The 20,090-nt window shown below is 42.8% G+C and carries 18 protein-coding genes; 9 read left to right on the top strand and 9 right to left on the bottom strand.

Annotation, left to right across the window (positions count from 1 at the left end):
* Positions 1–42: 42 nt before the first annotated feature.
* Complete coding sequence (locus HOP38_RS19750; protein ID WP_198558768.1) at positions 43–2,088, bottom strand: hybrid sensor histidine kinase/response regulator; 2,046 nt, start codon at positions 2,086–2,088, stop codon at positions 43–45.
* A gap of 145 nt (positions 2,089–2,233) precedes the next feature.
* On the bottom strand, positions 2,234–2,887 hold the full coding sequence (gene folE / locus HOP38_RS19745; protein WP_038226529.1) for a GTP cyclohydrolase I FolE: 654 nt from the start codon (positions 2,885–2,887) through the stop codon (positions 2,234–2,236).
* 223 nt (positions 2,888–3,110) lie between these two features.
* Between folE and moeA the strand changes: the two genes are divergently transcribed.
* From moeA to HOP38_RS19725, 4 genes are read left to right on the top strand one after another with little or no spacing between them, the layout of a single operon-like run.
* On the top strand, positions 3,111–4,346 hold the full coding sequence (moeA, locus tag HOP38_RS19740; protein WP_198558767.1) for a molybdopterin molybdotransferase MoeA: 1,236 nt from the start codon (positions 3,111–3,113) through the stop codon (positions 4,344–4,346).
* 10 nt (positions 4,347–4,356) lie between these two features.
* Positions 4,357–5,109, top strand: a complete 753-nt coding sequence (gene moeB, locus HOP38_RS19735; RefSeq protein ID WP_198558766.1) for a molybdopterin-synthase adenylyltransferase MoeB — start codon at positions 4,357–4,359, stop codon at positions 5,107–5,109.
* A 24-nt stretch (positions 5,110–5,133) separates the two neighbouring features.
* Positions 5,134–5,439 carry a hypothetical protein gene (locus tag HOP38_RS19730; RefSeq protein WP_006070544.1) on the top strand — a complete coding sequence of 102 codons (306 nt, stop codon included), beginning with the start codon at positions 5,134–5,136 and terminating at the stop codon, positions 5,437–5,439.
* An 11-nt stretch (positions 5,440–5,450) separates the two neighbouring features.
* Positions 5,451–6,284, top strand: coding sequence for a sulfurtransferase (locus HOP38_RS19725; protein ID WP_198558765.1), 834 nt, complete (start codon positions 5,451–5,453; stop codon positions 6,282–6,284).
* Between the two features lie 39 nt (positions 6,285–6,323).
* Here the strand turns inward: HOP38_RS19725 and HOP38_RS19720 are convergent, their stop codons facing one another.
* Complete coding sequence (locus HOP38_RS19720) at positions 6,324–6,845, bottom strand: lactoylglutathione lyase family protein (RefSeq protein WP_031494876.1); 522 nt, start codon at positions 6,843–6,845, stop codon at positions 6,324–6,326.
* A 106-nt stretch (positions 6,846–6,951) separates the two neighbouring features.
* Between HOP38_RS19720 and HOP38_RS19715 the strand changes: the two genes are divergently transcribed.
* Positions 6,952–7,842 (top strand): LysR family transcriptional regulator, encoded by an 891-nt coding sequence (locus HOP38_RS19715; protein WP_198558764.1) that lies wholly within the window; start codon positions 6,952–6,954, stop codon positions 7,840–7,842.
* 7 nt (positions 7,843–7,849) lie between these two features.
* Here the strand turns inward: HOP38_RS19715 and HOP38_RS19710 are convergent, their stop codons facing one another.
* Entirely contained in the window at positions 7,850–8,833 is a 984-nt protein-coding gene (locus HOP38_RS19710) for a sugar-binding transcriptional regulator (RefSeq protein ID WP_006070548.1), read from the bottom strand.
* Positions 8,834–9,272: 439 nt separating this feature from the next.
* Between HOP38_RS19710 and tal the strand changes: the two genes are divergently transcribed.
* From tal to HOP38_RS19690, 4 genes are all read left to right on the top strand, one after another.
* Positions 9,273–10,223 carry a transaldolase gene (gene tal / locus HOP38_RS19705; protein ID WP_006070549.1) on the top strand — a complete coding sequence of 317 codons (951 nt, stop codon included), beginning with the start codon at positions 9,273–9,275 and terminating at the stop codon, positions 10,221–10,223.
* 82 nt (positions 10,224–10,305) lie between these two features.
* Positions 10,306–12,297 (top strand): transketolase, encoded by a 1,992-nt coding sequence (gene tkt / locus HOP38_RS19700; protein ID WP_198558763.1) that lies wholly within the window; start codon positions 10,306–10,308, stop codon positions 12,295–12,297.
* Positions 12,298–12,522: 225 nt separating this feature from the next.
* A complete protein-coding gene (locus HOP38_RS19695; protein WP_198558762.1) occupies positions 12,523–12,975 on the top strand; it encodes a putative pterin-binding protein in 453 nt (150 codons plus the stop codon).
* A 1-nt stretch (position 12,976) separates the two neighbouring features.
* Entirely contained in the window at positions 12,977–14,032 is a 1,056-nt protein-coding gene (locus HOP38_RS19690; protein WP_124941896.1) for a GGDEF domain-containing protein, read from the top strand.
* A gap of 3 nt (positions 14,033–14,035) precedes the next feature.
* Here the strand turns inward: HOP38_RS19690 and HOP38_RS19685 are convergent, their stop codons facing one another.
* From HOP38_RS19685 to HOP38_RS19665, 5 genes are all read right to left on the bottom strand, one after another.
* On the bottom strand, positions 14,036–16,444 hold the full coding sequence (locus HOP38_RS19685) for a bifunctional diguanylate cyclase/phosphodiesterase (protein WP_198558761.1): 2,409 nt from the start codon (positions 16,442–16,444) through the stop codon (positions 14,036–14,038).
* Positions 16,445–16,446: 2 nt separating this feature from the next.
* Positions 16,447–17,514 carry an ABC transporter substrate-binding protein gene (locus HOP38_RS19680; protein ID WP_198558760.1) on the bottom strand — a complete coding sequence of 356 codons (1,068 nt, stop codon included), beginning with the start codon at positions 17,512–17,514 and terminating at the stop codon, positions 16,447–16,449.
* A 90-nt stretch (positions 17,515–17,604) separates the two neighbouring features.
* On the bottom strand, positions 17,605–18,312 hold the full coding sequence (locus tag HOP38_RS19675; RefSeq protein ID WP_242456562.1) for a hypothetical protein: 708 nt from the start codon (positions 18,310–18,312) through the stop codon (positions 17,605–17,607).
* 102 nt (positions 18,313–18,414) lie between these two features.
* Positions 18,415–19,029: a LysE family translocator gene (locus HOP38_RS19670; protein ID WP_006070556.1), complete on the bottom strand. Its 615-nt coding sequence runs from the start codon at positions 19,027–19,029 to the stop codon at positions 18,415–18,417.
* Between the two features lie 123 nt (positions 19,030–19,152).
* Positions 19,153–20,067 carry a LysR family transcriptional regulator gene (locus HOP38_RS19665; RefSeq protein ID WP_124941893.1) on the bottom strand — a complete coding sequence of 305 codons (915 nt, stop codon included), beginning with the start codon at positions 20,065–20,067 and terminating at the stop codon, positions 19,153–19,155.
* Positions 20,068–20,090: the final 23 nt, after the last annotated feature.

The raw sequence follows: 20,090 nt of genomic DNA, 5'->3' as shown, positions 1-20,090 counted from the left end.
AGTCGGATGTGGAGCTCAACCTTTAGATCTGAGCTCCCTCATCTATATCCAAGACGCCACTTTATCAACTAGCTCGTCTTTCGGTGTCGGTTTAATGAGTAAGTCATCCATTCCAGATTGCTTGATTTTTTCACGAGTTGTTGGATTCGCATCACCAGTAAAAGCAATGATAGGCACTGTATTATACTTTGCTGTGGATTTTCTTATCTTATCCGCAGTGGAAATGCCATCTAGAATCGGCATCTCTATATCCATAATAACTAAATCAACGTTTTCTTCATCAAGCATAACTAGTGCGTCAGCACCATTGCTAGCCTGAAGCACGACCAAACCTTCTTTTTCCAACATTATGCTAGTAATTGTTCGCAATGAGTGATTGTCATCGACTAAGAGAACTGTTTTTGTAGAAGATATTGTGTTGTATGGACGAACCGTCGCAAGCTCTTCCACTTCTCTAAAAAACAACTTATCTAATGTATCTCTAATATCAGAGGTAAACTCGTCATAATCCATTAGTTCGACATTAAGATAACGCTTGAAGTATAGATTTCTCTGGTCATTTGCGGAGTGAACGAGAACAATTCTTGCCTCAGTAAACTCAAGCTTAGCCTCTAGACTCGAAAGGTAGATCCACCCTTCTCTCGATAGATTACCGTCGATAATAATAAGGCTATACTCGAAACTATATTCTTCGCGATAACTTGCCGCTTTTATGTCTTCAACTGTCAGCTTGAATTCTCGGTGATATTGAGCACTCTTAACCAAGTCCAACATGCTAGATGACTCACCAATAAACAACACTGACTTATCTTTAATCAGTTCACTCTTAATCTGTGCCACTTCAGCCGACTCATACTTAGGAAATATTAATTTAAACTCTGTCCATGCACCAAACTCGGATTGACATACAATCTTACCGCCAAACGACCTCATAACCTTTTTACAGAAGGCCAAGCCTAGACCATAGGACCCAGATTTACCGGTAGTGTAAAAGTCTTCAAAAATATACGGAAGTAGTTGCTCTTCAATCCCCTTGCCGGTATCTCTAAAAATAATGATATTGCAATCGTCTTGGGTTTGAGAGTCAATTGTTATGGTGAACTTCCCTGCCCCCCGGTGGCGAAACGAGTTTTTCAGTAAGTTAAACAACACATACTTCAATAAAGTATCACTGCCAAAATAGTCGAAACTGTTCGGGATATTGACCGAGACAGCTTTATTGTCCAGTGTTGTTTTATATGCAAACGTTCTGATTGCATTTTCAATTACTTCTTTGCCATTATTACGGCAGAAAGTCGATGTAGATACTCGACTTTGATCGATAGAAGTCAGTAGTAAGTCAATGGTCTCATTGCCATTCATGATCGTTTTCATGGAATCATCTATGATTTCATTCAAACGTTGAAGCTCTTCGGTGTTCAATTGGTGAGAGTTACGAAAGATAGCGCTCTTATTAGGAATAATCGCTCGCATTACCTCTAACGAAGAATACATAGCACTAAGAGGGTTTCTCATTTCATGAGCGATACCAGCACCGAATGACTTAGCAATCGCGAATTTCGATTCATGCTCGTTTTGGTTACGAAAGAAGAACAAACTGCCGAAAATATAGGTAAACGCAAATATGGGCAAATAAGTAAGGCTCTGTTCCATATAGATCCCTTGCCCACCCATAATGTAAGCAAGTATAACAGCAGATACAACAGATATTACCGCCTGAGCGACCATGATTCTTGTATCATAAATAAGCAAAATATGAAGAAATATAGATGACATAAACGACATAACCCAAACTGTCGTCCAGTTATTCATCAACATCATGTAGCAAAAGAAGAATGGTAAAGTAAAGCCAATGACTACTAGGTAATAGTATGGGAGGATTCGCTTAGTTTTTTCTGAAAAAGCACGTAATAAGATAAACCCTATTAACATGATTGCGCCAATAGTTCTTAAAAGCTCACTTTCATAAGGCTGAGGAAATACATACTTCCAAATGACGTAATAAAGTGGAAAGCCCAAAATCCCCATCCATGCGACAAGTGTAATATTTGGCGCAGCATACTCGTAGGTTCTCTTTATCCTTTCCATCTGTGCAATCAATCCAGATTTAAAACTAATTACTATTGGTTAAGCATAACATTGGCTTGATCGGTAAGAAAGCTTTGTAAAACAACAACGCCCTCGTAATCAGAGGGCGTTGCAAACGAATATGTGATGCGTCTTCCAGAAAGAACTATCGCAGTCCATGCAAAAACTCATGTCGAGTCGCTGGTTTGGATTTAAAGATGCCACCCAATGCTGTAGTCGTCGTTTCGCTGGTAGCATCCATGACACCGCGAGACTTCACACAGTAATGTACTGCATCAATTGTTACTGCGACATCGTCGGTTTCAAGCAATGCTTGTAGAGCAACCAGAATTTGTTGCGTCATGCGTTCTTGAACTTGTGGACGCTGTGCGAAGAACCTGACGATACGGTTAATTTTAGACAAACCGATGATTTTACCTCGAGGGATATAGGCGACTGCCGCTTTACCATCAATGGTAACAAGGTGGTGTTCACAAGTGCTCGTTACCGTGATGTCTTTAACACGAACCATCTCACTAACGTCCATCTTGTTTTCGATGACGGTGATTTTAGGGAAGTTCTCATAGTCTAAGCCAGAGAAAATTTCATCCACATACATCTTGGCAATGCGATGCGGCGTCTCCATCAAACTATCGTCTTGTAGATCAAGCTGTAACAACGTAAGAATTTCACGCATATGATGTTCAATACGCTCTTTCTTTTCTTCACGGCTGACTTCATTTGGCAGCATCGGTGTTTCTAGCCCTCGCTCTGACAACGCGGCTTTCACCAATTTTGCTGATTCACTTAATCCTGACATCTTACTTCCTCGCACTAACACCCGTAAGGGGGCACAAGGATACTCGGAATTTTCATCAATTACACCCACAAATTCTGTATTGCTTTGTATGCATTATGATTTGAAGCATGTTTTTGGCTATTTTATCCATAGGAGTAAGCCTCTCTTCAGACAAAATGTGTTACATTCCGAAGACTTTATTGAATTAAATAGTTCCACTGAATCAATTAGGACGGCTTATCTTATGGGTTGCTGCGACGCACCAGGCTTAATGCCTATAGAAGAAGCATTGGATAAAATGCTCACACCAATTACTCCTGTTACTGACACTCTCACACTGCCGTTACCTGACGCGCTTGGGTATGTATTAGCAGAAGACATTCTTTCTCCTATTAACGTGCCTCCCTTTGATAACTCCGCAATGGATGGCTACGCCATTCGTCTCCGTGACTTAGAGCAAAGTACCACTCTATCAATGGTTGGTAAGTCATTTGCCGGCGCACCTTATGAGGGTGACTGGCCTGCCATGACAACGGTTAGAATTATGACTGGTGCGAAAATCCCAGAGGGTTGCGATGCCGTTATTATGCAAGAAAACACCACGGTAGACGGTGATAACATTACGTTCAACCAGTGTTCTCCGAAGACAAATATGAACATTCGTCCTACTGGTGATGATATTCGAGTGAACGATGTCGTATTAAAAAAAGGTGCTCGTTTAACCGCACGCGATATTCCTATGATCGCTACGTTAGGAATTAGCCACATCAGTGTCCTCCGTAAACCAGTTGTTGCTTTCTTTTCTACAGGAGATGAATTGCGCCCGCTTGGTACTGAGCTAGAAGATGGACAGATTTACGATAGCAACCGTTACGGAATCAAACCGCTTATTGAAAACTTCGGTTGTGAGGCTATTGATTTGGGTATCATTCCTGATTGCCCAGAAACACTGAAAGCCACATTCGAGCAAGCGCAACAACAAGCCGACGTTGTTATTACCTCGGGTGGCGTAAGCGTTGGTGAAGCTGACTATACTAAAGATATTCTTGAAGAATTAGGTCAAATTGGCTTCTGGAAACTTGCTATCAAGCCCGGTAAGCCTTTCGCTTTTGGTGAGCTGGACAACGCTTGGTTCTGCGGATTACCAGGAAACCCTGTTTCTGCAGTATTAACTATGTATGTCCTAGTACAACCTCTCATCGCTAAGCTTTCCGGTCACTCAGAATGGAAAGAGCCGGAGTCTATTCCTGCCATCACACGCAGCGCTTTCAAAAAAGCTCCTGGAAGAACCGATTATCAACGCGGTATCTATACGATTGAAGATGGCCAGTTTGTAGTCGAAACAACCGGAAACCAAAGCTCAGGAGCCTTTAGATCGATGAGCTTAGCAAACTGCTTTGTGGTGCTTGAGCGCGACCGCACGTCAATTGATGTGGGAGAAACGGTTCAAATCCAGTTGTTCAACCCAACTTTATTCTAACGAGGCTATTGTGGACATACTGTCTGATGAAGAGATGCTTCGCTATAACCGTCAAATTATATTGAAGAACTTCGATTTTGATGGACAAGAAGCACTTAAGCAATCTTCAATTTTGATTATTGGAGCTGGTGGTTTAGGTTGTGCCTCTAGTCAGTATCTTGCCGCAGCGGGTATTGGTTCGCTCACCTTAGTCGATGACGATACGGTGGAGCTATCAAACTTGCAACGACAAGTATTACACAACGATGACTCTATTGGTGTCGATAAAGTTGAGTCAGCCCGAGCTGCGTTAAGCAAGATAAACCCTAATGTGATGATTAAAACCATTAATCATCGCTTGGACGATGCTGCTCTCGAAGCACAAATTAAAGAGCACGACCTTGTTCTTGATGCCACTGATAATGTAGATACTCGTAACCAACTCAATCGCCTTTGCTTTAAACACAAAAAGCCGCTGGTCTGTGGGGCAGCGATTAGAATGGAAGGTCAAGTCTCCGTCTTTACATATCAAGACGACAGCTTACCTTGCTATGCTTGTTTAAGCGCACTGTTTGGAGATACAACGCTGAGCTGTGTTGAAGCCGGCGTCATGTCACCTGTCGTTGGCATCATTGGTGCTACGCAGGCACTAGAGGCGATAAAAGTCCTCGCTAACTATGGGCAGCCTAAAATAGGTAAGCTATTAATATTTGATGGTTTATCATTAAGCTGGCGAGACATGGGGTTGCCTAAATCCAAGGCCTGCAAAGTTTGTGGTGAATAGAGAGTAGCCTATGGAGAAGTACTAATGAAACAACTAACCATCGCATTTGCTATTCTCGCTGTGGGTGTTGGATTCTTGCTGCTTCTCCTATCTTCAGATTCAAATACAGAAAAAACCGAACAAGCCAAAGTAATAAGCCATGTTCTCACACAATCTTTAGACGGTAATCGTTACTACCTCATCGTGGAACATAGAGACGGTAGTAACAGCCGTGTCGCTACAGATAAAGCAACATTATGCCCCGTAGGTTCAGAAGTCACACTAAGCTCACAACAGAGCTCAGTTTCTAATACCAAGACCTATCGCCTTCAGCATTGCCTCAACAGATAAGGAAATCATTGATGACACAACCTATTGTTTCTCCTCAATGGCTAAAGCAACAGCTAGATGCTAACAACGACATTATTGTTCTTGATGCCAGTATCGAATTTCAAATTCCGCTAGAGCCTGAAAAGGACAAAAATGGAGTAATTCCTGGCGCTCAGCGCTTTGATTATGACAACGTCTTTTGCGACCCAGACAGTTCTCTTCCTCATATGATGCCAACTGAAACACGCTTCAATGAACTGGCTTCGAAACTGGGCCTGACTAAAAATAGTACGATAGTTGTTTACGATAATTCAGGTACTTATGCTTCACCTCGTGCGTGGTGGATGCTTAAAGCAATGGGATTAAGTGAGGTTTATGTGCTCTCCGGAGGCTTACCTGCTTGGAAAACAGCTGGTTACGATTGCGATGAAGATTATTCGATTGGAGCGCCCACCTCCCCTTCTCTGTCACTAGATCAGCATTACTTCCTATCAGCAGAACTAGTTCTAACGTATTCCGAAAAGCAAAACGCTCATATTGTCGATGCTCGCTCTTTAGCACGCTTTAAAGGCGAAGTGAAAGAACCAAGAGAAGGTGTCAGAAGTGGCCATATTCCAAATTCTGTTTGTCTGCCTTTTGCTGAACTCATCAACAATGGCACCCTCAAACCGTTAGAAGATCTTGCTCCTTTGTATTCAGCTATCTCAGCAAGCAAACGAGAGCATTTGGTGTTTAGCTGTGGTTCCGGCGTAACGGCTTGTATTCTCGCTCTTGGCGCTTATGTCTGTGGTTATCATAATTTATCTGTCTATGACGGTTCATGGACTGAATGGGGTCAACGTGTTGATCTACCTGTAGAAAAGTAAAATGAAGACAAGCAGGTCTATGGGACCTGCTTCCTTTCGCTACCCGTTATAAGCACCACTTGAGTAATGAAGCTCATAACTATGTGAGTAGATCTCTAGAATATTCCCAAACGGGTCTTCCATATAGATCATTCGATACGGTTTCTCTCCCGGATAGTAGTAACGTGGCTCCTTCATTCGTCGTTTACCACCTGCCGCGACAATTTTGTCAGCTAGCCCTTCAACATCAGGATCTTGTACGCAAAAATGAAAAATGCCCGTTTTCCAATATTCAAAGTTGTCTTCTGGATTTTGCTGATCTTTGAACTGAAATAGCTCTACCCCAATTCTGTCACCGGTGGACAGATGAGCAATTCGAAAGTGGTCCCACCCTTCCCCAAAAACGTCTGTACACATTACACCGATAGCAGAGTCGTCTTCAGTAACATCAGTCGGCGGCATAATAAGATACCAACCTAATACCTCGGTATAAAACTTGACGGCAGCCTCCAGATCAGGCACCGATATTCCAATGTGGCTAAAACAGCGTGGGTAGGTGTGGTTTGTGTTTGCTGAACTCATAAGTCGATGTCCTCTAGATGATAGCGCTTGAGTATTTCATTGTGGATCAGCCGATAGTTATCATATAACCTAAAAACTATAATTAATTGTTATCTACGAAACCCTCATGATAAATACGACTTGGCTCAATACTTTTAAAACTCTAGTAGAGATCGGGCACTTTACCCAAACCGCTGAAAAGCTCTTCATGACACAACCTGGCGTCAGCCAACATATTAAAAAGCTCGAAGCAAGCCTTAATGTTGAGTTGCTTACTCGGGAAGGAAAAAGTTTTGAGCTCACGGAGCAAGGACGTTTAGTGTATGAATACGCCCTTGAGCTAGCCAGTCGGGAGAACATGTTACTAGAGCGTCTAAGGTATGATGACCCTGAGTCAGGTAGCCTTAGCTTTTCAGCTTCGGGCGCTATCATTACCGCACTCTACCCAAGTTTGCTGGATCTGCAGCAACGATATCCGGGGTTGAAGGTCAATGTTGAAGCTGCACCAAACCGCCGGATCATAGAAAGTATTAGTAATGGCATTATAGATTCTGGCATGGTCACGGCTTCGATTCAGAACCCTGAACTGTCAGCAGAGTACATAGGACAACTAGAGCTATGTCTAATTGGTAGTAGAGACGCGGTAGCTAAATATTCGGCGTCAGAAGCGATCAACCAGCTTGGCGTAGTCGACCATCCTGATGCGCAATACTACTTACAAAAATACATCGAAGACAGCCGACTCAAAGAACTCACTCAAGCAGAGTGGCAAGATTTCAATAAAGTCACCTACATTAACCAACATAGTCAGATATTACAGCCTGTTTCTATGGGTATTGGTGTCACTGTATTACCCAAAGTTGCCATTGAGTATTCAGGCTACAAAGATAAAGTTAATGTCTGGCCCACTGAACATTTAGTCAGTGAACCGCTCTATTTTGTGAAGAAAAAACGAAAACAACTTGCCGCTCGGTACTTATTTTTGCTGGAACTTATCAAAGCCACAGAGTTCGCGTAGTCTGCGATTAGCTCGGTAAATTCTTCATTTGCTCATCAAGGTTCAGCACCGTTAAAGCATTACTTACACTGGTTGCAACCACATCGATTACGCCAGTACGCAATGCTCCGAGTAACGCCATTGGTTTGCTATTTTCAGAAGCGATCGCAATCACCTCTGATATCATACGAAACTCTTCAAGCCCCAAGCCAATCACTCGATCACTCATCACTGTATTGGCGGCTTGCCCCTGGATATCGAAGAAATCATAACCAGCAAAATCACCAACTACTCCCTGATTCAATCTCGATTGAACAACTTCGTCAGCGGTAAACCATCCCAAATCAACCATGTAACTGTTCTCACTCATATCACCGACACCTACGATAGCCATATCGGCTTTACGCGCTAAATCTAGAGTCTGTTTGACCGTAGCATTTTGCATAAACGCTAACTTTTGATCTTTATTTTCAGCGTATGCCGGTGCATATAAGGTTTCAGAACTACCACCGTATTTTTTCGCCAACTGACGACAAATATGGTCGGCATTAAAACGCCCCCCACGTGGATGAATTCCCCCAATCCCACAAACAAACTTACAGTCTCTAGGAGTAATAACCCCCATATGATGAGCTACAGCCGAAACGTTTCTGCCTTGTCCTACTGTCACCACAGTTCCACCTTTTAGTGTCTGTGCTAAGTAGTTTGAAACTAGCCCTCCCACTTGCATACGCTGTGCTTCTTCATCAGCTTGGTCCAATGCAATGAGCGCTCGCTTAACTCCAAAACGTTCAATCAGACGCTGTTCGATCTTAGCACTATATACCGGATGGTATTTGACTGTGATCTCGACAATTCCTTCATCTCTTGCTTGCTTGAGAAGACGACCAATTTTTGCGCGCGACACACCAAACTTCTTAGAGATCTCCTCTTGTGTTGCACCATCTTGGTAATAGGCGACAGCAATTTCTGTCAGCAAGTCATTGCCAGTTTCGCTAATTTCACTTTTCATTATCACTTACCTAATCGGGAAAAATAGTGGCGCTCATTGGTTCACACCTTATACATATGCTCAATCATAAACAGAACTAAGCATTCGCTCAATACCATTACATTTTCTCAGGTCAAGATTTCAGCAGAAAAAGCAGCCCACAGACCTTATAAAACATGGAATCGACATTGAAGTACGCTTGCGTTATCAAAAAACAAAAATAACCTTATGAATACTACTTTTCAGACCAGTATTTGATTGACATTATTTCTGCATAGGGTAAATATGGGTTCAACATTTACTCAGAAGTGATACATATGTTCACGCATATTTGTTCACTAACACGGAAAAGGTTTACGAGCTAATCCTACGTAAAGTTGAAACTTTGGCTCGTAACATAACATTTGTAGTATGAGGCCATTCCTCACAAATTTATGCCCTCAAGAATAGGAACGTACCGATGAGCAACAAATTAGAGCAACTTCGCAAATTGACTACTGTAGTAGCGGACACTGGTGATATCGAAGCAATTCGTAAGTACCAACCAGAGGACGCAACAACTAACCCATCTCTGATTTTGAAAGCAGCACAAATCGCTGATTACGCACCGCTTATCGACCAGGCGATTGAATACGCTAAAACTCAAAGCGACGATAAAGCACAACAAGTTCAAGACACTTGTGACATGTTAGCGGTTAACATCGGTAAAGAAATTCTTAAAACTATCCCAGGTCGTATCTCCACTGAAGTGGATGCTCGTCTTTCTTACGATACTGAAGGTAGCGTTGCTAAAGCCCGTCAACTTATCAAAATGTACAATGACGCAGGCATCGCCAATGACCGTATCCTAATCAAACTGGCTTCTACTTGGGAAGGTATTCGTGCAGCTGAAATTCTAGAGAAAGAAGGCATCAACTGTAACCTAACACTATTGTTCTCATTCGCTCAGGCTCGTGCATGTGCAGAAGCTGGTGTTTATCTAATTTCACCTTTCGTAGGTCGTATTATGGACTGGTACAAGGCGAAAGAAGGCCGTGACTTCGAAGCATCAGAAGACCCAGGCGTTATCTCAGTATCAAGCATCTACAACTACTACAAAGACCACGGTTACAACACCGTTGTCATGGGTGCAAGCTTCCGTAATATCGGTGAGATTCTTGAGCTAGCAGGCTGTGATCGTCTGACTATCGCTCCACAACTTCTGGCTGAACTAGAGGCAGCTGAAGGTGAAGTAGTAGAGAAGCTTGTTGACTCAAAAGGTTCTAAAGAACGCCCAGCAGCGATGACTCATGCCGAGTTCCTATGGGATCATAACCAAGACCCAATGGCAGTAGAGAAACTGGCTGAAGGCATTCGCAACTTCGCAGTAGACCAAGGCAAACTAGAAGCAATGATTGAAGCTAAGCTTTAATCCACACGATTAATAAAAGGGGAACGTTTGCGTTCCCCTTTTAATTTCCCCTCTCCAATATCAAATTTATTCGGTGTTTATTATGGATCGTAAAAACCTAGCAAACGCTATCCGTGCATTAAGCATGGACGGTGTTCAACAAGCTAACTCTGGCCACCCAGGTGCTCCGATGGGCATGGCTGACATCGCTGAAGTTCTTTGGCGTTCTCACTTAAACCACAACCCGTCAAACCCTGAGTGGGCGGACCGCGACCGTTTTGTACTGTCTAACGGTCACGGTTCAATGCTAATTTACTCTCTACTTCATCTTGCAGGTTACGAGCTTTCTATTGACGACCTTAGAAACTTCCGTCAACTGCACTCAAAAACACCAGGGCATCCAGAGTATGGCTATGCACCAGGCATTGAGACAACCACTGGCCCTCTAGGCCAAGGTATCACTAACGCTGTGGGCATGGCGCTAGCTGAAAAGACACTTGCAGCACAATTCAACAAAGAAGGTCATGACATCGTTGACCACTTTACCTATGCGTTTATGGGTGATGGCTGCTTGATGGAAGGCATTTCTCATGAAGCGTGTTCTCTCGCGGGTACACTAGGCCTTGGTAAGCTAATCGCTTTCTGGGATGACAACGGCATCTCTATTGATGGTGAAGTGGAAGGTTGGTTCTCTGACGATACTCCAAAACGTTTTGAAGCGTATGGCTGGCACGTTATCCCAGCAGTAGACGGTCACGATTCAGAAGCGATCAACGCGGCAATTATCGCAGCGAAAGCAGACCCTCGCCCTACTCTTATTTGTACTAAAACCATCATCGGTTTTGGCTCTCCAAACAAATCTGGCTCTCATGACTGCCACGGTGCACCACTAGGCGCAGAAGAGATCGCGGCAACACGTAAGCAACTAGGCTGGGAGTACGGTCCTTTTGAAATTCCGACAGAAGTCTACGCAGAGTGGGATGCGAAGGAAGCGGGCACGGCGAAGGAAGCAGCGTGGAACGAAAAACTTGCAGCGTATGAAGCAGCTTACCCAGAGCTAGCCGCAGAATTCAAACGTCGCGTAAGCGGTGAGCTTCCGGCTCAATGGGAAGAAAAAGCAAGTCAAATTATCGCCGACCTTCAAGCGAATCCAGCAAATATTGCATCACGTAAAGCATCACAAAATGCACTTGAAGCTTTTGGTGCAATGCTACCAGAATTCCTAGGTGGTTCTGCTGACCTAGCACCGTCAAACCTAACCATGTGGTCAGGTTCTAAGTCGCTAACAGCTGATGACGCATCTGGGAATTACATCCACTATGGTGTGCGTGAGTTTGGTATGACTGCGATCATGAACGGTATCGCACTACATGGCGGCTTTGTTCCTTACGGGGCAACGTTCTTGATGTTCATGGAATACGCTCGTAACGCAATGCGTATGGCTGCACTGATGAAAGTGCAAAACATCCAAGTTTATACTCACGATTCTATTGGTCTGGGTGAAGATGGCCCAACACACCAACCAGTTGAACAGATGGCATCATTACGCTTAACACCAAACATGAGTACGTGGCGTCCATGTGACCAAGTTGAGTCAGCAGTTGCTTGGAAATTCGCCATCGAGCGTAAAGACGGTCCAACGTCACTAATTTTCTCTCGTCAAAACCTAGCTCAACAAGAACGTAGCACTCAGCAAGTTGCTGATATCGCAAAAGGAGCTTACGTGCTCAAAGATTGCGAAGGCAAGCCTGAGTTAATCCTGATTGCAACAGGCTCTGAAGTTGAGTTAGCCGTTAGTGCCGCTCAACAATTGACTGAAGCAGGAAAGCAAGTACGTGTTGTTTCAATGCCAGCAACAGACGTATTTGATAAACAAGACGAAGCGTATCGCGAGTCTGTACTTCCTTCAGATGTGACAGCAAGAATCGCTATTGAAGCGGGTATTGCTGACTTCTGGTACAAGTATGTTGGTTTTGGTGGCAAGATCATCGGTATGACAACATTCGGTGAATCTGCACCTGCAGGCGAGCTATTTAAGATGTTTGGCTTTACGACTGAGAATGTCGTAACTACTGCTAACGATCTTCTCGCTTAAAACTAAGTTCCAAAACCTAGACGACTAAGCCGAGCATAAATGCTCGGCTTTTTTGTTCTAGTTATCTATCTACTTTCAACGAAACGCTTCAAGAATGGTTCGCTTTATTATCAAATAGTTCCTCGATTTCATTTTGTCCCTGTCTCATATATGAAACACCTCCTACGTTGATTACGCAAACACGCTTCCTAAACTATGAATGTGGCAACGAAAAGGAACTTCATTATGCTCAAGAGTACGATTGTATTATGTGCGCTCTTCTCTTCCCTAACTTTCGCCTCTGATCTAACCATCAAGAGCGAAGGTGTAACTTTCAAAACATACACAGACGAAGATTTGGCGAATATGCCACAAACCAGTATCAAGACTGAATTACCTTGGTTAGAAGGAAAAAATCATTTTACCGGTGTTTCGCTTATTGAGCTTTTTTCGCAGGCAAACGCGCAATTGCCTGACATGGTTACCTTTGTCGCACTGAATGATTATAAAGTCACGATTAGTCTTAAAGATATCCAAGCATACAACCCTATTGTTGCCAATCGTAAAAATGGGGGAAAAATGTCTGTCAGAGATAAAGGGCCTTTTTGGGTGATATTTCCTATTTCTCAATTTCCAGAGATTAATACAACCGACTATCACGCTATGATGATCTGGCAATTAAAAGAAGTCAGCTACTGAGATGTTAAATACGCGCGCTATTCGTCAGTTTCCTATCAATCTGGCGAAGCTCATTCTGATCATTATCACTTCCTGCGTTTTGGCAGTGAACGTGATTACCATCGATCGTATTAACCATATTAACGAGGACCTATCTGAACGCAAAAATGAGGCAACCTGGTTCATACTGCAACTCGTCAAAGAATATTCAAACTTCATCACTCAAACCCATATTACACCACTCGATACAGAGAAGATTTGGCTCTCTTATGACCTCACTTGGAGTCGTTTTGACATTATCTTGAACAGCAAAGAATCCGCTAACTTCATAAAGCAGGCTAACTATCATGACTTCTTCATCGCTCAGTTCGACAAATTCAAAGCTCTTGAGCGATCCTTAAAACTGCTACAGGAAAAGCCGGAACTTCAAACTGCACTCAACCAACGCATTAAACTTAACTTTAATGAAGTCATTCATTTTATTAATAATAAATTCCAAATAGAGAGCCCTCTGAGCGAGAAAAGTCGCACTTTAATAGAACGCTTATTAGTACTTCAGAAGGTAAGTACAGTGGCGTTAATCGTATTATTCATCGTTATTTCGGTGATTTTCTGGATTGAAACCAAAATGCGGCAGACCATTCAACGGAGAGATCCACTCACACGCTTGTTGAATCGAGTTGCTCTTACAACTGACATTAAAGCAAACCTCACTGCACCTCACTACAATTTGCTATCAATCAGAGTACAAAATGTTGCTGAAGTGAATCAAAAATACGGCATCGACTATGGCGATGTCATCATCAAAACCGCGGCGCAAAGGGTGACTGGTTTTCTAACCGATGATTTACTGCTTTATCGCTATAGTGGTGCCCAATTCATTATTCTCGGCAAGGCAGAAGGTTCATTAATTTCCGATAAGCTAGTTCAGAGAATTAAAGAAGAGCTGTCAAAAACTATCGAATTGAGTGATATGGAGTTGGTACTCGATGTTTCCCTATCGCAAGAGGTTAACCTTAAACGAAGCAGCCTAACTGAGACACTGACGCAGCTATCACGCAAAGCGCTATCCACTTAACGTTTAAAATTTGTGGTCAGCTACTTTGATGCTGGTCACCTTGGTTGAGAGCGTTTCATGTCGGCCGATCTTATAGAATTCACAGAACTCGGAATAACCAAGCGGTTTACTAAAGAAGTAGCCTTGTAAGTAATCACAGCCAATTTCAGTCAGATAGCGGTATTGATTGGCATTTTCGACGCCTTCCCCAACTACTTTAGCGTGACAGTTATGACCTAGCGCTATAATTGAGTTAAGCATGCGCTCCTGATTCACTTCGCCACTAATTCGGTCAACGAAGCTCTTATCAATTTTCAGTTCATCAACAGGGTAATGCAGCAATTGATTGATTGAAGCATACCCTGTTCCAAAGTCATCCAGTGACACTTTAAAGCCTAACTCTCTAAGTCCTGAAATAATAGCGACCGTATCCTGTGTACTTCGGACATAACTGGTCTCTGTTACTTCTAGAGTAACTTTATGATGTTTGACACCGTAACGACTACAGAGGCTACATATATGCTCAATAAACTCATTATTGTAGAGCTCCAATGCGGAAATGTTAATCGAGAGACTTCCGGTATAGCCGCAATCCGTTTCCATTTTCTGTAAATCTTTCAGCGAGTTTTCAATGACCCAACTATCAATAAGGCCTATGATATTCGCCTTTTCTGCCACAGGGATAAACTCATCTGGTCCAATACCTTTTGCTTGTAGCACTGGACATCGGACTAACACTTCAAGACTGGCGATCTCCATTGTTTTTGAGTCTATAAGAGGCATGTAACGTAGCTCATAACCATGCGTTTGAGTGCATTTCAGCAGTACTCTTTCTATATCATCAATACGGGATAAATCCTCCAAAAGTTGGTCGTCAAATAGTACTAGAGAGCGTTGGTTTTTGATTTGCTTAGCTTTATTCAAGGCCACTTCTAGCCCTTTTTGCCATAAGTTTGCTTGGTCTTTACGACACAACGGGAAAATAGCCATTGCGAGGTCTAAATTAATGGGTAGAGCATCAAGTAGTCCCGCCCGCTTGAGCGTCTTCTCACTATTAACAATTTGTGACTTCACCTGGTTTTCATCATTTGCATCTATAAGTACACAGAATGTGTTACTACCATAGCGGCAAACTGAATAATCACTGGTCGCTGTTCCCCTATCTTCTTGATAATGTCCAACAAACACCTCTATTTCTCTTGCAAGATTCTTCAACACTTGGTCTGCTATTTTTGCCCCATGAAGATCATTGATTCGCCTGAAGTCTATGATGTCCCATGCAACAATATAAGTCGTTCTAGTCGAATAACTAGCGATACGCTGCTCTACAAAGTGAATAAATGACCTACGATTAGCAAGACGAGTAAGACCATCAAACTCCGCTTCAAATTTCACCTTACTCAAACTATCTATATAAGCGTTTTTTAACACTGATACTTCATCGGTTCCTTTAGCTCTTTTGAAATACCTCAGTTCCAAGCCACCTTTATGAATTTCTGACAGCAAAGCATCAATTGGATAGAGTATTCGACGGCGTATATTGAAATGAATTACAACCAATAGTACGAGCATTACCAGAACCAAATACCCGAATACTTCTATTACAAGTTCCTTTTTGATCGACGCGTAATGAGAGTCAAGGATATTCAAATCGACGACTAACCCAGACCCAGCAATACGTATAACGTTGCCATCGATAAATTCGCTACCCAACTCTGTAACCACAATGTTGGAACTACTATTGTCTTCTAAGGCACCCTTGCTAAACTCCAAGCTAATATAAGGATACTGGGATGCTTTGCTAAACAAAGCGTTAATTTCTAAAAGACTGCCATCAACAATTAATAAACTACGATCTGATCTAGTTACCACATATTTGTCATCAGGAGGTAATGTAGGGTCATAAGCTCCTGTAGAGCTGTATCTCACCTCCCCTATTAAAGATTGATAGATATTTCCCGACTGATCAAAAGGTTCCCCAAGAGAAACTTTAACGTGAGAGTCAAAGACATGCTGGTAAAGGTCGTCAGGCAAAGAACGAGCACTAAATGGATTCGACTTAGAAGAGGCGGCTGTCATGGTAAACATTTCATCTAGTACATAGATTGCAGTGTTGCTCTCTTGCCGACTATGATCTCGACTTAGTACATAATTGATGTGTGACTCAAGGAAGTTTCGGCTACTGAGCTCGCCTGTGTCTTGAATGTGACGCAAAAATTGCGTACTGCCTGATATCTCATAACCTAACGCCTCGATACCTTTTATTTCAAATCTGGTCGCTTTTAGAGCCGCTTCTACATTTGCAATCCACTTGGAACGTTCAAGTTTCTTATATTCATCGAGTTGCCACTGATAGAGTAAAGCTCCTGCGCCGAGAGTAATCACGCCGATTGTTGGTATCAATGCCAGGTGCAACCTCTGCAATAACTTCATCGTCACCTCAAATCTTCTACTATCCGCTGTCTTAACCGCAGACCAATATCGCTGACTGGCCGATAGATATAACTACGCTCGATTAAATCAGGTGCTGGATTGATGATGGGGTCGTTTAGGTACTCTTGACTCAGGTAGGGAGTTACGTTGAGGTTAGGCGACGAAAACCAAGATTCTTCGGCATTCAAAGCTGCGGCCTCAGGAGAAGATAAGTAATCGATAGCTTCGCTCGTTGCTTTGCTCACAGGTTTACCTGCGGGAACAGCAAGGCATTCAAGCCATACCACAGTACCTTCTTCAGGAACCACATATTTCCACTGAACTTCGTCAGAATTGCTCAATTGGTTTAACACATAGTCATCACCAGAAAAGCCAAATGCCATGTAAACATTATCAAGCTTTTTCGGCTCTTGGATCGCTTCTAAAATATACTGCGTAGAACTTAAAAAAGGTCGCTGCTCCTCCAGCAGTTGGTAGGCATGTTGAAGCTTTTCCTCATCATCTGAAAAAGGGTCATGTTTAAGAAACAGCATCGCTGCACCAATAAGATCGATAGGGTGATAGTACATGGAGATCTTATTTTGAAGAGCTTTGTCAGGCATCAACAATGATGCCCAAGATGTCACAGGATTTTGGATCTTGTCACTACGGTACAAAATACCACTGGTTCCCCATGAGTAAGGGATGCCATATTCGCCACACGCCTCCAACCAACGTTTTTCAAATCTATCGGCTATTTGATTTTGAATAGAGCTTATATTTTGTATAGCTCCCTGTTTCGCTAACATCTTTAAACGCACACTTTCAACGACGACCAAATCAATGGTTCGCCCTCTTTCACTAAGGAGCAGTTCATCACGCACCGCTTCGTCAGAAAAGAAGAACTCTTCAATGACAACGTTATGCTTTGATTTAAGGTCATTTTTGACCGTTGGAGAGAGGTAGGCTTCCCAATTGTATAGGTGAACGGTATTACTACTATGCTCCGCAAAAGCAGGCGCAATCATAACAAGAGCAGATAGTACTACTTGTTTAATCACGACCTCTTTTGGCAGAACTTGTCGTTGCATCTGCTAGTCCTTTAGCTTTTACTAACATAATCAGACTAGGACATAGTGTCGATGAATGCGATGCAAACCCTATCTCATTAGTGAGAATGGTTACTTTTGAGTGCTATCCTTCTCTTTTGGGATTGGTAGCGTTTCTAGCTCAGACTCACCCGTCACCATGTTGATTTTAAACAGGTATAAGTTTTCCGGGTCACCATAATGTCTAAAAGTAAATTGGTAACTATGAGCAGGGTAGAAAATGGGAAGCTCTTCGACCATAGCGATACCATAGCCGTCTTGAACCACAATCTCTTGAACCTCAAGAGTTTGCTCTGCTGTTTGTTTCTCACGCTCTCGACTGTACTCGGGAGCAACAGAAGGATTTGTCGGATAGGCTTGTCCATCAAAGCTCATCGTTCTCAGTGAACCATTACTCCAAACGTAAAAGTCTTTCCAACCATTTGTTGTTCGGTCTGAAACGAGAATAGGCTTTCGTGTCACCGTCATTTTGGTAATTACGTCACCCGATGAAGAGAATAGGTAGGCCGTGCAACCGCCAGAACCACAAAAATAAGGATCCTGCATAAGAACAAGCAATTCATCATTGCCATCGTTATTCAGGTCAGTAGCTCCAGCTACGTATTTATAGTCTTTCTCATCAGGATCGAGTTGCTCTGGCTGAAGAATGTCTTCATTCACTAAGCGGTCAACATTCTCCAATGTAAACACACTTGGTCTAGGTTCCTCTGAAGCACTATGAAGACAACCAGTAAGGCCAATCACTAAGGAGCAGAGAATCAATAGCTTTTTTAATTTCAAAATACAGTCTCAAGATAGTCCGTTATTTCCTAAGTGTAAGAAGTTAAATGGCATCTCTCAAGCTATTGATTCAACTATCTTAGTATGGCTCGAATCTTAGAATCACAAAGTATAAACGACGCGAACAGCCAAGAGTATTAAGACAACACCCGACAACTGGTCAATAATTTTCGCTTTCGACTTCAATGAATCTAACAACCTTGGCGATGACAACATAAAGGTAATGAGTGTGTACCAAAGGCCATCGATAATCAGAGGTGTCGCGACAATAATGGCTTTATCTGAGACTTCACTTCCTATCGCTACAAACTGGCTAAATAGTGCAGTAAAGAATAATGCGATTTTCGGGCTCAAAAGTGAGATGAACAACCCTTCCTTTGCCGCTGATGCTACCGATACCTGTTTGCCCGACTCAAGGCGCTCGACAATTCCACCTTTTGAACGAATAGCATTGAATCCTAGCCACGCAAGATAGAGTGCGCCGAGCAATGATATTGTTTTAAAAACAATCGGGAATTGATGCAGCAACACCGACAAACCAAGAACCGTTACCAGTGCATAAACTCCAATTCCGCATGCATGTGCCCATGCTGTTGCCAGTCCATGATTCCTTCCCCCAGCTAAACTGTGTTTTGCGACAATAGCGAGACTAGGGCCTGGGGACATCGCCCCAAGAAGACAGATTGCAACTAAAGATAACCAAACAGTAAAAGTCATAACAGCTCCTCAAATAACTGGAGCCACTTTATCACCGCAACATTATGATTTGAAATCACCATTTCTCATCATCGCAATGAAATCAGATCATAACCATCATATAAGTACTCTTCACCTACTAGGTTACCTAACCGAATACATCGAACTGCGCATGATGGACAACACATGCTCTCTAGTCCAAATGTGCGCGGGCTCATGGTCATATTTAGGGTGCCATATCAGCCAATACTTATGAGTAGGTACAGTAAACGGAATATCAATAACATGTAATTTTTGGGTCTTTTTGAGATTCACCGCGATATGGAGTGGGACGGTCAACAATGCGTCTGTTTGTTGCAATAGCGCAAAGGCTGAAGAGAAAAAAGGCGTTGAAACTAGAATTCTTCGCTTTAAGCTCCGCGCCTTCATTTCTCTATCAAGGAAACTATCCTTATCTCCACCACCCGAGATTCGAATGTGTGGATACGCGCCCAATTCCTGCTCTGTAATTGTTTTAGTACCAGATAATGGGTGGTTCTTTCGAGTCACGATGACTGGAATATCCTCCCCTATTTGCTGAGAACTCAAACCTAAAGGTGCTTCTGGCAACATAGTGGATGCCAATTGAACATCGATTTCACTGAGTTTAGCTAGGTTGTCTGGTTCCCATAATCGGTACGCAAACTGCATCGTTGGAGCCAAAGACGATAACTGTTCAACGAGCTCCGGAAGTATATATTGAGCCACATAGTCAGAAGAAGAAAAGGTGAACGTTTGATCGAACAGTAGTGGATCAAAGTCCGCTTGTCCTAACACCTTGGTAATGTTTTGGAATAAGTCTTCAAGCTCCGCTCCTAATCGCTCAGCACGCGGGGTCAAAACATAATGGTTGCCGTTTCTTACCAACAAAGGATCGTGATAGATATCGCGCAATTGACTAAGCTGACGGCTTACGGCGGATTGAGTCAAGTTAAGCCTTTCAGCCGCGCGACTCACGTGCTTCTCAGCTAACAACACTTCTAGGGTATAGAGAAGATTGAGGTTGGTTTTTTGATTCATTTACTTCGACATCTATTCGTAAA

This window comes from Vibrio mediterranei, from assembly GCF_013364395.1.
Lineage (GTDB): Bacteria > Pseudomonadota > Gammaproteobacteria > Enterobacterales > Vibrionaceae > Vibrio > Vibrio mediterranei.
Note: the sequence above shows the minus strand (reverse complement) of the source record. Positions and strands in the feature narration are given on the sequence as shown.